Origin of the sequence: Saccharopolyspora sp. 6V (genome assembly GCF_020176785.1) — a bacterium.
Lineage (GTDB): Bacteria > Actinomycetota > Actinomycetes > Mycobacteriales > Pseudonocardiaceae > Saccharopolyspora_C > Saccharopolyspora_C gregorii.
Genome location: NZ_JAIUKB010000034.1, coordinates 1 through 14537, shown reverse-complemented (window position 1 = coordinate 14537; position 14537 = coordinate 1). Strand labels below are relative to the sequence as shown.

At 72.7% G+C, this 14537-nt stretch carries 16 protein-coding genes, 1 tRNA gene and 1 other RNA gene; 9 read left to right on the top strand and 9 right to left on the bottom strand.

Annotated features, from left to right (window positions below; all coding sequences use genetic code 11):
- Positions 1–123 precede the first annotated feature (123 nt).
- The 7 genes from LCD35_RS07835 to LCD35_RS07805 form a co-directional block, all read right to left on the bottom strand.
- Positions 124–212, bottom strand: a tRNA-Ser gene (locus LCD35_RS07835).
- Positions 213–373: 161 nt separating this feature from the next.
- On the bottom strand, positions 374–1309 hold the full coding sequence (locus LCD35_RS07830) for an alpha/beta hydrolase (protein WP_225043970.1): 936 nt from the start codon (positions 1307–1309) through the stop codon (positions 374–376).
- An 80-nt stretch (positions 1310–1389) separates the two neighbouring features.
- On the bottom strand, positions 1390–1773 hold the full coding sequence (locus tag LCD35_RS07825; RefSeq protein WP_225043969.1) for a VOC family protein: 384 nt from the start codon (positions 1771–1773) through the stop codon (positions 1390–1392).
- A 57-nt stretch (positions 1774–1830) separates the two neighbouring features.
- Positions 1831–2034, bottom strand: coding sequence for a DUF397 domain-containing protein (locus tag LCD35_RS07820; protein ID WP_225043968.1), 204 nt, complete (start codon positions 2032–2034; stop codon positions 1831–1833).
- Between the two features lie 101 nt (positions 2035–2135).
- On the bottom strand, positions 2136–2345 hold the full coding sequence (locus LCD35_RS07815) for a DUF397 domain-containing protein (RefSeq protein WP_225043967.1): 210 nt from the start codon (positions 2343–2345) through the stop codon (positions 2136–2138).
- Positions 2346–2406: 61 nt separating this feature from the next.
- The gene (locus tag LCD35_RS07810; protein ID WP_224977787.1) at positions 2407–2613 is read right to left on the bottom strand and encodes a DUF397 domain-containing protein; all 207 of its coding nucleotides are present in this window, start codon (positions 2611–2613) and stop codon (positions 2407–2409) included.
- A 7-nt stretch (positions 2614–2620) separates the two neighbouring features.
- Positions 2621–3466: a helix-turn-helix transcriptional regulator gene (locus LCD35_RS07805; RefSeq protein ID WP_224967318.1), complete on the bottom strand. Its 846-nt coding sequence runs from the start codon at positions 3464–3466 to the stop codon at positions 2621–2623.
- Between the two features lie 151 nt (positions 3467–3617).
- On the opposite strand from LCD35_RS07805, the gene LCD35_RS07800 reads away from it, so the two are divergent.
- A complete protein-coding gene (locus LCD35_RS07800; RefSeq protein WP_224977786.1) occupies positions 3618–3977 on the top strand; it encodes a hypothetical protein in 360 nt (119 codons plus the stop codon).
- Positions 3974–4234, top strand: coding sequence for a hypothetical protein (locus LCD35_RS07795; protein ID WP_225043966.1), 261 nt, complete (start codon positions 3974–3976; stop codon positions 4232–4234). The genes LCD35_RS07800 and LCD35_RS07795 overlap by 4 nt, the downstream gene beginning before the upstream one ends.
- A gap of 214 nt (positions 4235–4448) precedes the next feature.
- On the opposite strand, the gene LCD35_RS07790 is transcribed toward LCD35_RS07795, so the two are convergent.
- A complete protein-coding gene (locus LCD35_RS07790; RefSeq protein ID WP_224957115.1) occupies positions 4449–5108 on the bottom strand; it encodes a superoxide dismutase family protein in 660 nt (219 codons plus the stop codon).
- A 117-nt stretch (positions 5109–5225) separates the two neighbouring features.
- Here LCD35_RS07790 and ffs point away from each other — a divergent pair.
- Both ffs and LCD35_RS07780 read left to right on the top strand, forming a co-directional pair.
- Positions 5226–5322, top strand: an RNA gene (gene ffs, locus LCD35_RS07785) — signal recognition particle sRNA small type.
- A 69-nt stretch (positions 5323–5391) separates the two neighbouring features.
- Complete coding sequence (locus tag LCD35_RS07780) at positions 5392–7680, top strand: DNA polymerase III subunit gamma and tau (protein ID WP_225043965.1); 2289 nt, start codon at positions 5392–5394, stop codon at positions 7678–7680.
- Positions 7681–7744: 64 nt separating this feature from the next.
- On the opposite strand, the gene LCD35_RS07775 is transcribed toward LCD35_RS07780, so the two are convergent.
- Positions 7745–9559, bottom strand: coding sequence for a S9 family peptidase (locus tag LCD35_RS07775; protein ID WP_224957113.1), 1815 nt, complete (start codon positions 9557–9559; stop codon positions 7745–7747).
- A 260-nt stretch (positions 9560–9819) separates the two neighbouring features.
- Between LCD35_RS07775 and LCD35_RS07770 the strand changes: the two genes are divergently transcribed.
- The 5 genes from LCD35_RS07770 (at position 9820) to LCD35_RS07750 (ending at position 14382) form a co-directional block, all read left to right on the top strand.
- On the top strand, positions 9820–10560 hold the full coding sequence (locus tag LCD35_RS07770) for a thaumatin family protein (RefSeq protein ID WP_224957111.1): 741 nt from the start codon (positions 9820–9822) through the stop codon (positions 10558–10560).
- A 208-nt stretch (positions 10561–10768) separates the two neighbouring features.
- A complete protein-coding gene (locus tag LCD35_RS07765; protein ID WP_224957125.1) occupies positions 10769–11095 on the top strand; it encodes a YbaB/EbfC family nucleoid-associated protein in 327 nt (108 codons plus the stop codon).
- Positions 11096–11108: 13 nt separating this feature from the next.
- Positions 11109–11705, top strand: a complete 597-nt coding sequence (recR, locus tag LCD35_RS07760; protein ID WP_224957109.1) for a recombination mediator RecR — start codon at positions 11109–11111, stop codon at positions 11703–11705.
- A 49-nt stretch (positions 11706–11754) separates the two neighbouring features.
- Complete coding sequence (locus LCD35_RS07755) at positions 11755–12339, top strand: uridine kinase (protein ID WP_224957107.1); 585 nt, start codon at positions 11755–11757, stop codon at positions 12337–12339.
- Positions 12340–12696: 357 nt separating this feature from the next.
- Entirely contained in the window at positions 12697–14382 is a 1686-nt protein-coding gene (locus LCD35_RS07750) for an ABC transporter substrate-binding protein (protein ID WP_224957106.1), read from the top strand.
- The last annotated feature ends 155 nt before the right edge of the window (positions 14383–14537 follow it).

The window sequence follows — 14537 nt, the reverse complement described above, 5'->3', positions numbered from 1 at the left end:
CGGCGGGGGGCGCCCCGCCGCCCCCCCCCCCCCCCCCCCCCCCCCCCCCCCCCCCCCCCCCGCCCCCCGCCCCCCCCCCCCCCCCCCCCCCCCCCCCCCCCCCCCCCCCCCCCCCCTTCCGGCTGGCGGAGGATACGGGATTCGAACCCGTGAGGGCTATTAACCCAACACGATTTCCAATCGTGCGCCTTAGGCCGCTCGGCCAATCCTCCACGCGGAAGTGTACGGGAGGACGATGATCACTCCGCGCCGGGGTCCCCTCCGCGCCGACCGGTCCGGCACCCCCGAACGGCCCAGGTGAACGGCCTGCCGGACCGGCGGATCGGGCGAACGGGCGGTTCACCCGAGCGGCGCGGCCGGTGCGCTGCGGCGATCAGAGGGCGCGGAGGACCCGGGCGCGGTCCTGGCGGGCGCGCCGCGCCACGTCGGAATCCGGGACGGCGCTCTCGAACGCGTGCGGGCAGCCCGGGCGGACGTGCAGCTCGACCGGGACTCCGGCCAACGACAGCCTGCGCGCGTATTCGACGTCCTCGTCCCGGAAGATGTCCAGGTCCCCGACCTCCACGTACGCCGGGGGAAGCCCCCGCAGGTCGGTGGCGCGGGCGGGTGCCGCGGTCGCCGGCACGTCCGGGCCGCCCGCGAGCTCGCCGAGCAGCGCGCCCCACCCGGTGGCGTTCCGCTCGTAGGACCAGGTCGCCAGCGCCACCAGCTCCGGATCGGGTTCGGTGGTGCGGTCGTCGAGCATCGGGTAGATCAGGATCTGCCGGGCGAGTCGCGTGCCGCGCTCCCGCGCCAGCAGCGCGGCCCCGGCGGCGAGGCCACCGCCCGCGCTCTCACCCATGATCGCGATGCGCGCCGGGTCCACGCCGAGCTCGGCGGCGTGCTCGTGCAGCCAGGCGAGGCCGGTCCAGGCGTCTTCGACGGGCGCGGGGTGCGGATGTTCCGGCGCGCACCGGTAGTCCACGACCAGCACCGGCACCCCGGTGGCCGCGACGAGCCCGGCCGCGTTCGGCAGGCACGGCCGCGCGTCGCCGAAGATCATGCCGCCGCCGTGCAGCCACACCACCGCCGAGCCGGGGCGCTCGTCGCCCGCGGTGAGCCACCAGAGCCCGATCTCCGCGCCGTCGAAGCCGATCGCGGTGCGTTCGGTGCTGCGGACCCCGGCCGGGAGTTCGGTGGGTGCGGCGGCCAGCGCGGTCTCGATGCTGCGCCGGATGGCGAGCGCGTCCCCGGGTGCCTCGGGGGCGGGGCGGCTCGCGAAGTACGCGTCCAGCAGCGGTTTCAGCTCGGGGTCCACTTCGAGCGGCATGGTTCCTCCGTCCGTCGGCTGGGTTGGACCCTAGCCACGGATCACCGGGGTGCGGTCGGATTCCGCTCGCAGCGCACCGATCAGCCGCCGGGATGCATCAGTTCCCACACGTGCCCGTCGGGGTCGCGGAAGCTGCCGCCGTACATCGGCCCCATCTCGGAGCTCGGCTTCCACGCCTCGCCACCCGCCGCGATGGCCTTCGCGACGAGGGCGTCGACCTCCTCGCGGGTGTCGACGGTGATGCAGTTGAGGACTTCGGTGTCGGCCGGGTCGGCGAGGTCGCCGTTGATGAAGTCCCGGAACCGGTCGTGCTCCAGCAGCATCGCGAAGATGTTCCGCTCCAGCACGAGGCAGGCGGTCCTCTCGTCGGAGTGCTCGTCGTCGAACTCGAACCCGAGCTCGGTGAAGAACGCCCGCGACTTCCGGACGTCCTCGACCGGCAGGTTCACGAAGATCATGCGCATGGTCGGCTCCTCGGGTCGGTGTGCTCGTCCCGTTGAGCGCGTTGACCACCCGCCCCGTTACCGCCCGAACCGTCCGCCCTTGATCGCGCCGAGGAAGTCGTCGAACGCGCCGTGCTCGAACGCGAGGATCGGGCTATCGGCGCCGAGCTTGGAGTCCCGGATGCCGCGCAGTGCCGGTGCCGAGCCGACTTCGACGCACTGCTGCGGATTTCCCGAGCTCCGCGAGGACTTTCGCCAGTTCACGAACGTGACCGCATCCATCGGCAGGTTCCCTTCGACTACACGTAGGTATCCGCTTCGCGAAGCAGGTGCTCGCGAGATCGCACCGGATCGAGCGCGGCGCCGATTCGACCATCCGCCGGCTACCGCCCGAACCGCCCGCCCTTGATCGCGGCGAGGAAGTCGTCGAACGCGTCGTGCCCGAACGTGAGCACCGGGCTGGCGGCGCCGAGCTTGGAGTCCCGGATGCCGGTGCCCGCGTTCACGATGGCTACTTCGACGCAGACACCGCCGCTGCCGTTGCTATAGCTGGATTTCCGCCAGGTGTCTGGTGCGAGGTCATGTGTCGGCATGTCGATGTTCATGCCCGTGTGTACCGGAGTGCGAGCTGTGCGGCCTAGCCCCGGACGGGGGTCATCCGAACCGCTCGTCCTTGATCGCGGCGAGGAAGTCGTCGAACGCGCCGTGCCCGAACGCGAGGACCGGGCCCGCAGCACCGAGCTTGGAATCCCGGATACCGGTACCTGCGGCGACGGTGGCGACTTCGACGCAGTTGTGGTTTCCACTGCTGTAGAGGGACTTTCGCCACGCAACTGACGATCCGAAGTCACTGGCCTGCATGCTGCTCCTAGCGAAGATCCCGTATCCGGTCGTCCAGTCGGCGTGCTGACTCACGGCGGTTAAGTGCGACTTCCCTCAACTTGTCGAACGCCTGCACGTACACGGACGTGTGAGCAGGTTTCTCCAGATAATCGGCGTCCGTCAAGCCCTCGACGTAGACGTAGGTCGCGTGCGGATCATCCAAGTGCAGGATTGTGAACGGAGTTCCGAGGGCTGCGTGCTCTCCGGTGGAGTAAGGCAGAACCTGAATCTCGACGTGGTCGAGGTCGGCGAGCTCTCTGAGGCGTTCCAGCTGGGCGCGGAGAGTTTCTCGGCCGCCGACCTCGTAGTTGAGCGACCCCTCGCCGAGGATCGTGGTGATAGGGCGACCGTCGTCCTGCACGATTCTGGTCCCGCGCTGAAAGCGCTCGTCTGCTCGCCGATGCGCGGTGGACTCCGCGGTGACCAGTGATGTCGCGAGCAACGCTCGGGCGTAGTCGGTGGTCTGCATGAAGCCGGGGATCAGGTCACCGTTGTGCACCTTGATCTCCGACGCGAGCGCTTCCATGCCCGCGTAAGTCCTGGCCCAGTCCGGGATGCGGCTCGGCCGGTCCCGCTTCCTCGCTTCGGAGGCGAGTGCGCGGATCTTGTCGGCTTCCGGGCCGTCCGGGACCCCGCAGAGCCCGAGGATCACGTTGATCTCGGCGGCGGCCACGGTGAGCTCGCCCTTCTCGACCCGCGTCAGCTTGCCCGGGTACCAGTCCAGTTCCTTCGCGACCGCACCGGATTGCACGCCGCTGCGGTCGCGGAGCTCTCGGAGGAGCAACCCGAGCTGCACACGTCGAATGGCCGGGTTCTGCTGCGTCGCCACCATCGTTCCTTCTCGTCGAAGCGTCCTCGGGCATGGTGCCTTGTCCAGCCGCCTCGCCTCCGCAAGATCACTCTTCCTAGGCATAAGAACCTTCAATTGCAGGTTGTAGTTTTCATGAAATTCCGAGGTTGATCGATTCACGAGGAGGTGGCCGATGAACGTCATGGAGGCTCGGTTCGGCTCGCACCTGGGGGTGATCGCGGCGACCGTGCGCGCCGGGTTCCGGTTCCGGTACCTGCCGTCGCTCGCGGAGATCGACGCCGTGCAGGGCTTCCGGGTCCGCGCGGGTGCGATGGACGTCTACCTGGTCCGCGCCGAGCAGGACGCGTTGGCCGCCCGCTTCCGGGTGGACGACCTCGAAAACCCGGTGCCGCACGCGATCTGGCACCGGCGGGGGAGCGTCGCCGACGTCGTCGCCGAACTGCTCGCCCTGCCCGCGCACGGCGCCCCCGGTGCGCCGAAGGCCCCGCTGCGCTGCCGCGAAGTCGGCTGGATCTTCGGCCTGCGGTCGTGAGGCCGAAGTCGTTCCTGCCGATGACCTGGTGCTACGAACCGGTGGGCGGTGGCCACACGTTCCGCTGGGGACGCGGATCCGGGGTGATCACGGTGCACCGCGGGGACGTGCGCGGCTCGCACGGTGACGAGGCGCTGGTGGACACCGTGCGGGTAGGCCGCGACTGGGTCGACGACCGCGACCTGCGCGTCGAGGCGCGGCGGTGGCTCCGCGCGGAGCGGGACCGGCTGCGGAGGACCGCTGAGAGCGGCGGCTGAGAACGGCCGTTGAGCGGGGCGGCTGAGAGCGGGAACTCAGCACGACCGCTCAGCACGACCGCTCAGCACGACCGATGGGAACGGCCGCTGAAAAACGAAGAGCCGCCCCCTCTCGGGAGCGGCCGATGAGCAGGCCCGGCGTGACCTACCCCGACGGCGCCGGGCCGTCCGGGCCGGTCGGCGCGAGTGCCCCCGCACCGACCGGCCTCCGGTCTCAGGACTGGATGTTCAGGCAGGCGGCACGGCCACCCGCGGTGCCGGCCTGGCCAGCGCCGGTGTTCGTGTTCGACTCCTCGTGCACCACGATCGACTTCGGGGCGCGCTCGCCGGTGATCCCGAACGGGACCGTCGCCGTGGAGCTGCCCGCGCCCTGCGCGTCCGTCTGCAGGTCCAGCCAGATCTCGTTCTGCGGGTTCGCGTACGCCGGGTCCGAGGACGGGTTGCCCGGCCCGGCCGCCGGATCCTGCTGGTTCTGGAAGTGCGGACCCGCCGCGTCGCCCGTCGGCCCGCACGCGTTCACGTGCGCGTGCGCCGCGTACCCGCGGTTCGGCTGCAGGCCCGTGACGGTGAACGTCACCACCGTGGACTGCTCGGAGCCGTCGACGGTGGCCTTCACCTGCGCGCCCGCCGGGGCCAGCTGCGGGTTGTAGGTGAACGCGCCGCCCTGGCCGCCGGGCTGCGCCAGCGTGCCCTCGAACGTCTGCCCGCCACCACCGCTCTGCTGCTCCTGCACCGCCGGAGGCGGCGGCGTGCCCGGACCGGGCGGCTGGGTGGACGGTTCACCAGGGGGCGTGCACGCGGTCAGCGCGAGAGCCGCGACCGCACTGCCGAGCACGAGCGCCCGGCGACCGGCAAAAGAGATCCGCAGAGACATGCAGCAGATCATGCCCGAAACGGCCGAATCAGGCGACGACCGGCCCAGGTGGCGCGGCTCGCACCGAACGGGGCCCGGAGGGGGTTCGAAGCCCGCCGAGGTACGCGCTAGACTCTTGGTGGGACTCCGTGCGGCGTCCATCCTGTGAACTCCCCCAGGGCCGGAAGGCAGCAAGGGTAAGCGGGCTCTGGCGGGTGCACGGGGTCCCGCTTACTTTTCCCCGGCCGCCCGCACCCCCACGTCCCGATCCGGGGCGTCGGTGCCACCGCGTAGGGTTCCGACCGTGGCGCTCGCCCTCTACCGCAAGTACCGTCCGGCGACCTTCGCTGAGGTCGTCGGCCAAGAGCACGTCACCGAACCGCTGCGCACCGCGCTGTCGGCGCAGCGCATCAACCACGCGTACCTGTTCTCCGGGCCGCGCGGCTGCGGCAAGACGTCCAGCGCGCGCATCCTCGCCCGCTCGCTGAACTGCGCGCAGGGGCCGACGCCGGACCCCTGCGGGGAATGCGACTCGTGCGTGGCGCTCGCCCCGGAGGGCTCCGGCAGCGTCGACGTCGTCGAACTCGACGCGGCCAGCCACGGTGGCGTCGACGACACCCGCGAACTCCGCGACCGGGCCTTCTTCGCGCCCGCCCAATCGCGGTACCGCATCTTCATCATCGACGAAGCGCACATGGTGACCACGCAGGGCTTCAACGCCCTGCTGAAGATCGTCGAAGAGCCGCCCGAACACCTCATCTTCGTGTTCGCCACCACCGAACCGGACAAGGTGCTCACCACCATCCGGTCCCGGACGCACCACTACCCGTTCCGGCTGATGCCGCCCGGGGTGATGCGCGAACTGCTCGAACGCATCTGCGGCGACGAAGGCGTGCGGGTCGAACCGGCCGTGTACCCGCTGGTGATCCGCGCGGGCGGCGGCTCGGCGCGCGACACGCTCAGCGTGCTCGACCAGCTGCTCGCCGGGGCCGGGGACGAGGGCGTCACCTACGAGCGGGCGGTGGCGCTGCTCGGCGTCACCGACGTGGCGCTCATCGACGACATGGTGGACGCGCTCGCCGCCGGGGACGGCGCCTCGGTGTACGGCACGGTCGACAAGCTCGTCGAAGCCGGGCACGATCCGCGCCGCTTCGCCGCCGACCTCCTCGACCGGCTCCGCGACCTGGTGCTGCTGCACGCGGTGCCCGACGCGGGCGGCCGCGGGCTCATCGACGCGGCGGGTGACGAGCTCACCAAGATGCAGACGCAGAGCGAACAGCTCGGCGCCGCGACGCTGTCCCGGTTCGCCGAGATCGTGCACACCGGGCTGCAGGACATGCGCGGGGCCACCGCGCCGCGGCTGCTGCTGGAACTGCTGTGCGCCCGGATGATGCTCCCGGCCGCGTCCGAGTCGGAGGGCGCGCTGCTGCAGCGCGTCGAGCAGGTCGAGCGGCGGATGACGCTGGCGCCGCCCGCGGCTGCCGACGGTTCCGCCGCTCCCGCCGCGGCCACCGGCCCGGCCGCAGCCGCTCCCGCCGGGGACGCGTCCGCCGGCAAGCGGGTGTTCCAGCGGCCCAGCGACCGGCAGACCGCGGCCGAACCGCAGGCCCCGGCTCCGCAAGCCCCGGCGCCGCAGGCCCCGGCGCCGCAGGCCCCGGCGCCGCAAGCCCCGGCTCCGCAGGCGGCAGCGCCGGCCGCGCCGGAAGCGGAACCGGCGCCGCGGCCCGAGTCCCGGCAGCCCGAACCGCAGCAGTCCGAACCCCAGCAGGCGGCGCCGCAGCAGCCCGAACCCCAGCAGGCGCCGCAGCAGCCCGAACCCCAGCAGGGCCGCCCGGCCGCCGCTCCGGCTCCGCAGCCCGCGCAGTCCGAACCGTCCGAACCCGCGGTCGCCGACCCGGGCGCCGCGCACTCCGCGGGCTTCGGCGCCGCCGACGTGCGCCGGGTGTGGACCGACCTGCTGCGCGCCGTCGCCCAGCGCAACCGGCCCACCCAGGCGCTGCTGCTCAACGCGACGGTGCACGACTACGCCGACGGCACGCTGGTGCTGACCATGCCCACCTCCGGGCTGGTGAAGCAGTTCGCGCAGCAGCGGCGCATCGACTTCGTGCGCGAGGCGATGGCCGAGGTGCTCGGCGCGGGGACCGACTACGACGTGCGCTGCGTGGAAGCCGGTGCCGCCCCGCCGCCGCAGCGTCCCGCCGGGGCCGCGAAGCCCGCGCCCCAGCAGCCCGCGCAGCCCGCCGCGCCCCCGACCTACAGCAGGCCCAGCGCGGCGCAGCACCAGGAGCAGCGCCCACCGGAATCCGGCAACGGCCAGCGCCGTCCCGCCCCGGCCCGCCGCGGTGCGCCGTCCGGCCGGGGTCGCTCGGACGACATCCCGCCGCCCCCGGAGCCGCCGCCGGAGGACGAACCGCCGCCGGAGGACGCGTACCCGCCGCCCGCGGCGCCGCCGCCGGACGAGGAGGACGAGGAGTCGATGATCGCGGACTCCTCCCCGGCGTCCGCCGCCGAAGCGATGCCGCGCCGCGACCGGGAGGACGAGGCCGTGCAGCTGTTCACCGCCGAACTGGGCGCCCGCAAGATCGACGAGTGACGTCCCCAGGTGAACGGCCCCCCAGCCCGGCCGCAACGGGCGAGTGGGCCGTTCACCCGGCGCGTCAGATCAGGTGGCGGGTGAGGAACGCCAGCGCCCTCGGGTAGGCGTCGAGGCGGTTGGAGCGCTTCGCCAAGCCGTGGCCCTCGTCGTCGAACACGAGCAGTTCGCACTCGACGCCACCGCGGCGGACCGCCGTCGCCAGCTGCTCGGCCTCGGACAGCGGCACCCGCGGGTCGTTCGCCCCGTGGATCACGAACAGCGGCGCCGAGATCGCGTCCACGTGCGTCAGCGGCGAGGCCTCCCGCAGGAACTCGGCATCCGCGGCCAGCGAGCCGTACTCGCGTTCGCGGTGCGCCCGCCGGTACGGCGAGGTGTTCTCCAGGAACGTCACCAGCGAGGAGATGCCGACGATGTCCACCCCGGCGGCCCACCGCTCCGGCTGGAACGCCAACCCGGCCAGCACCATGTACCCGCCGTACGAGCCGCCCCACAGCGCCGACCGCGCCGGGTCCAGCCCGAGGCTCGGCAGCCAGTCGTGCAGCGCCGCGAGGTCCCGCACCGAATCGAGCCGCTTGCGCCCGTCGTCGGCGCTGTACCAGCGCTTCCCGTAGCCGGTGGAGCCGCGCACGTTCGGCACCAGCACGGTGTGCCCCTGCGCGGCGAGCGCTTGCACGATCGGGTTGAAGGTGCGCACCGACTGGCCTTCCGGCCCGCCGTGGATGATCAGCACCGAGGAGCCGGTGGGGTCCTCGGGCCGGTACGCGAAGCACGGCACCTGCTCGCCGTCGGGCGTGGGAACCCGGTGCACCGACGGTGTGACCAGGCGTTCCCCGGCGAGCGCGGCCGCCGAGCCGGTCATCGCCAGCGGCGGGTCGTCCTGCTCGACGTCGAGGACCAGCACGTCGCCGGGCACGTCGGGGGCGCTGAAGGACAGCGCGACCAGCCGCGAATCGGGGGACCACACGGGGGAGGGCAGCGGGAACGCGCACCAGCCTTCGCCGGGCAGCGGGACCTCGCGCCGCAACCGCCCGGTCCGCGCGTCGTGCAGCGCCAGCCGGCCCGCGCCGTCGTCGTTCGCCTGCACCAGCAGCGAGTTCCCGTCCGGCGCCAGCCAGCCGAGCAGGTCGTGCTCCTCGGAGGTCACCAGCCAGGTGCGGTCGCCGGTGCGCGGGTCGATGCGGGCCACGCCGACGCGGTCCCGGTCGGCGTTGCTGCTCACGACCAGCCCGGAGTCGTCGGGCAGCCAGCGGACGTGCGTGTTGCGGGTGTGCTCGCCGGGTCCGGTGAGCACGCGGAGGCGCCCGCCGTCGGTGGTGGGCATCGTGTCCACCAGCAGCACCTGGTCGGACATCGGCCGCTCGCCGGGCAGCGTCAGCGCCAGGTAGTGGCTGTCCGGGGACGCGGCGGCCTCCTGCACCATGCCGCCGCCGTCGTAGACGACGATCTCCTCGCCGGTGAGCGCGCTGCGGATGACCACGTCGAAGTCGACGCCGTTGCGCCGGTTCGTGGCGTACACGAGCCGCCCGGGCAGCACGTCCAGCAGCCGGTGCACGTAGCGCGGGTCCCGCACCAGCGGCTGCAGGTCGTCGAGCTCGGCGGGCCGGGTGCGGCGGCGGTCCAGGCGCATCAGGGACAGCTGGCCGCGCTCGTTGCCGCCGGTGTCGTGCTGGATGATCGCCGCGCGCTCGCCGGGCAGGTACCGGCCGGTGACCGCGCCGGACAGGGCGGTCAGCGCGGTCGCGCCGCCGTTGGGGGAGAGCTCCACGAGCTGGGTGGAGCCCGACTCGTCGGACCCGGCGAGCACCCGTCCCGCCTCGTCCACGTCGAACGCCCGCCAGCTCGCCAGTTCCAGCAACCGCACCATGTCCACCGCCATGCGCTCACCTTGTCACGCGCGGCGCCCCCGGGGACCTGCCGGGAGGAGGTGATCAACACCTTGATCGTTGCGGCCGGTGGGCGACGCGGGTTGGGCCGTCCGCCTGGTCGCGACCGGCCGCCCGGCGGAGTCGAGTGCTACCGCCGCAGGGGTGAAACCGGGCCACCGGACCCTGGGAAATTCGCCGCAGCGGCAGGACGGCCTCGGCGTCTTACGATGATCGGCGACCGCTCAGCCGCCGCGTTGCTGGAAGAGGACCCATGCGGACATCAGCGTGCCTGCTCACCGGCCTGCTCCTGCTCACCGGGGCCGCTTCGGCCACGGCGCAGGAGACCCCGGACCACACCGTCACCTTCGTCAACGATTCCGGCGAGCAGCTGTGGATCGGCAGCACCACCAACCCGGACGGCTCGGAGCAGCTCACCGGCCTGCCGGTGCTGGCGGACGGCGAGTCCGCGACGATCACCGTCCCCGAGTCCGGCGAAGCGGGGCACTGGCGCGGCAAGTTCTTCGCCCGCCAGGGCTGCTCCGGCGAACCGGGTGCCGACTTCCACTGCGCCATCGGCGACTGCGGCCCGGAGGCGGACACCTGCACCACCGGTGAGGAACCGGCCGGGCTGGCGGAGTTCAACTTCGACCCCGCCGACCCGGACGCGCCCTGGTACAACGTCAGCTACGTCAACGCGGTGTCGCTGCCGATCACCATCGAACCGGACGACGCCGACCCGCCGCCGGACTCCAACCAGTGCGAGCAGGTCGGCTGCGCGGAACCGCTGCTGCCGTACTGCCCGCCGGAGAACCTCACCGGCGGCGAGGACGGGCAACCGCAGCTGTGCACGAACCCGAGCCGCGACGAGAAGACGCCCTACAGCGACGCCCTCAACGAGCACTGCCCGCGCGCGTACGGGTGGTCGAAGCAGGACCAGGAACCGGGCAACGACGTCATGCGCAACTGCCCGTCCTGCGGCGGCCTCACCGTCACCTTCCACCGGCCGAGCTGACCCGCGGGCCGACACGGCGGGTGGTCGCGGCCGGGGCGGCTCCGGCACGACTACCCTGGGCGGAGTGCCCGTTCGGGCACGTGCCCACGCTGGGTTCGGGCCGGTGAGCCGGAACGCCGGGCGCGATCGACAGCGCCACGCGACGAACCCCAGCGGCGACCGCGAACAGCTCTGGAGGACCACGGTGCAACCGGGTGGCCAGCCGAACATGCAGCAGATCATGGAACAGGCGCAGCAGATGCAGCAGCAGCTGATGAGCGCGCAGCAGGAACTCGCCGACGCGGAAGCGACCGGCAGCGCGGGCGGCGGGCTGGTGACGGCGGTCGTCAGCGGCACCGGCGAGCTCAAGGCCGTGACCATCGACCCGAAGGCCGCCGACCCCGAGGACACCGAGACGCTCTCGGACCTGGTGGTGGCCGCGGTGCGCGACGCGAACCGGGCCGCGCAGGAGCTCCAGGCCGAGAAGATGGGCCCGGTGACCGGCGCGCTGGGCGGTGGCCAGGGACTGGGCGGGCTCGGCCTGCCCGGCATGTGACGGAGCGTCCACGGTGTACGAAGGTCCGGTCCAGGACTTGATCGACGAGCTGGGCAGGCTGCCCGGCATCGGTCCGAAGAGCGCCCAGCGCCTCGCCTTCCACTTGCTCGCGGCGGAACCGGCGGACGTGACCCGGTTGCAGGAGGTGCTGCAGAAGGTCAAGGAAGGCGTGATGTTCTGCGAGATCTGCGGCAACGTCTCCGAGCAGGAGAAGTGCCGGATCTGCCAGGACGCTCGCCGCGACACCGCGCTGGTGTGCGTGGTCGAGGAGCCCAAGGACGTCCTCGCGGTGGAGCGCACCCGCGAGTTCAAGGGCCGCTACCACGTGCTCGGCGGTGCGCTGGACCCGTTGTCGGGCATCGGTCCGGACCAGCTCCGGGTGCGCCAGCTGCTGACCCGCATCGGGACCGACGAGATCACCGAGGTGATCATCGCGACGGACCCGAACACCGAGGGGGAGGCGACGGCGACGTACCTGGTGCGGATGCTGCGGGACTTCCCCGGGCTGAACGTGACGCGGCTGGCCTCGGGCCTGCCGATGGGCGGTGACCTGGAGTTCGCGGACGAGCTGACGTTGGGGCGCGCCCTGTCGGGCCGCCGCGCGATGTGAACCGGGTGGCGGGGCGCGGGGCGTCCCGCCCCCGGGTCGAGGTGCCGCGGTGAACGAGTTCGAGCGGGCCGCCGACGCGGCGGTCGCGCACCTGCTGGCGGCCCCGGCGCGGCTGGGCCCGGTGCGGGTGCTGGCGGTGGACGGCCCGTCGGGGGCGGGCAAGTCCACGTTCGCCGACCTGCTGCTGTCCCGGCTGGGCGGGGTCGACGCCCGCCTGGTCCGCACCGATGACTTCGCCACCTGGGACGAGCCGGTCGAGTGGTGGCCCCGGTTGCGCGCGGGCGTGCTGGAGCCGCTGGCCGCGGGCCGGCCGGGCGGGTACCGCCGCACCGAGTGGCCGGGCGGGCTCCCGGTGCTGGGCGCGCACGTGCCGGTTCCGGTGCCGGAAGTCCTGGTGCTGGAAGGGGTTTCCGCCGCGCGCGCGGACCTCGCGCCACGATTGTCCACTGTGGTCTGGGTGGAGCCGGTGGGGCCGGCCGCGCGCCTGGAACGGGCGGTGGCGCGGGACGGGGAGGGCGCGCGCGGCGAGCTGCGCCGCTGGCAGCGCTTCGAGCGGGACTGGTTCGCCGCCGACGGCACCCGCGCCCGCGCCGACGTCCGGATCGGCCCCGCCGCGACCGGCGCACCCGGCTGATCCGCTCGGCGGGAATCGCGCTCGCCCGGCCTCGGAAAACGGGCCGGGCGAACTGGGAATCGCTGCTGCGAGATCGTGCCGGAATCGACGGTGAACGGTGCACCGGATTGCGCCGTCCGGGTCAATTCCGCGGCGGGAAAACCGCGTCCGTGCGGGAATGAGAACTGATCTGGCGGGGCGAACGTGCAGGTCGGAGCGGGTGCTGCGCATTCCCGGAATTCCCGGCGATCGTTGGGAAAATTCGCGAGCGCGGATTCGTCGAGGTAGCGAGATCGTAACCTGACCTACTCCAATGGGGGCGCCGCGCGGGCTAGTGTTCTCCGCAATGTGAGACCTGAGACACATCGAGGTGCTGTGATGAGAGCTCCGTCGAGGCCGCACCCGTCCGGCATCCGGCGCCGGGCCGCGATCGCGGGAATCGCCTGCGCGCTCGTGGCAGCAGCGGCAGGATGTGCCGAGTCCCAACGCGGCGAGGGCGGTGGTGAGGGCGGCAGCCTCACCTTCGGCGCCGCGGGGGCTCCCGACCTGTTCGACCCGTTCTACGCCTCCGACGGCGAGACGTTCCGCGTCACCCGCCAGATCATGGAAGGGCTCGTCGGTTTCAAGGCGGGCACCGCCGACGTCGAACCGGAGCTCGCCGAGAGCTGGGAGCACACCGCCGACGGCAAGGCCTGGACCTTCCACCTCCGGCAGGGCGTGAAGTTCCACGACGGCACCGACTTCGACGGCAGCGCGGTCTGCGCGAACTTCGAGCGCTGGTACCACCAGACCGGCGCCGGGCAGAACAACGCGCTGTCCTACTACTGGATCGAGAACTTCGGCGGCTTCGCCGACGGCGCGCAGCCCTCGCTGTACGCGTCCTGCGAGAGCCCGGACCCGGCGACCGCGACCGTGCACCTCACCCGCGCCACCTCGAAGTTCCCCGACCTGCTCGGCCTGCCCGCGTTCAGCATGCAGTCGCCCGCGGCGATGGAGCGGTACCGGGCGAACGACGTGCGCGCCGTGGGCGACAGCTTCACCTACCCCGAGTACGCGCAGTCGCACCCGACGGGCACCGGACCGTTCCGGTTCGTCTCCTACGACCAGGGCAACGCCGCGATCCGGTTGGAGCGCAACGACGAGTACTGGGGCGAGAAGGCGAAGCTGCACGACCTCACGTTCCGGATCATCCCGGACGAGACCACCCGCAAGCAGGAGCTCGAATCCGGCGGCATCGACGGCTACGACCTGCCGAACGCCGCCGACCTGAAGGCGTTGCGGGACGCGGGGAACCAGGTCGAGATCCGCGACCCGTTCAACATCATGTACCTGGGGATCACGCAGAAGAACAACCCGAAGCTGCGCGACCTGCGGGTGCGCCAGGCGCTGGCGCACGCGGTGGACCGGGAGAACCTGGTCCGGGCGAACCTGCCGGAAGGCGCCGAGGTCGCCACCCAGTTCTACCCGGACACCGTCGATGGCTGGGCGCCCGACGTGCGGCAGTACCCGCACGACCCGGACCGCGCCCGGCAGCTGCTCGCCGAAGCGGGCGCCGCCGACCTCACCCTGACCTTCTACTGGCCCGCCGAGGTGACCCGGCCCTACATGCCGGACCCGCAGGGCATCTACAACGCGCTCGCCGAAGACCTCCGCGAGGTCGGCATCACGGTGAACGCGGTGAGCAAGCCGTGGAACGGCGGCTACATCGACGACGTGGACAACGCCCGCGCCGACGTCTTCCTGCTCGGCTGGACCGGGGACTACAACACGCCGGACAACTTCATCGGCACGTTCTTCGGCACGCCCACGAGCCGCTTCTACACCGCGGGATCCCCGTGGGGCGAGCCGCTGGCCGCCGAACTCCGGGCCGCCGACGGCGAACCGGACGAGGCGAAGCGCAACGGCCGGTACCAGGAGATCAACCGCAAGCTGCTGGCCGAGTACCTGCCCGCCGTGCCGCTGTCGCACTCGCCGCCCGCGATCGTGGTCGGCGAGAACGTGCACGGGCTCGTCCCGTCCCCGCTGACCGCGGAGGAGTTCGCCGGGGTGACCGTCACCGGCTGATCCCCGGGGGGGGCCCCGCGCCCCCGGCGCGCGGGCCCCCCCCCCCCCCCGGGGCGGCGGCCCCCAGGGGGCCGCCCCGGCGCCGCGCGCCGCCGCCCCCCAGGACCGCAGTCCCGCACAACACAACCACCCCCCCCCCCCCCCCCCCCACACCC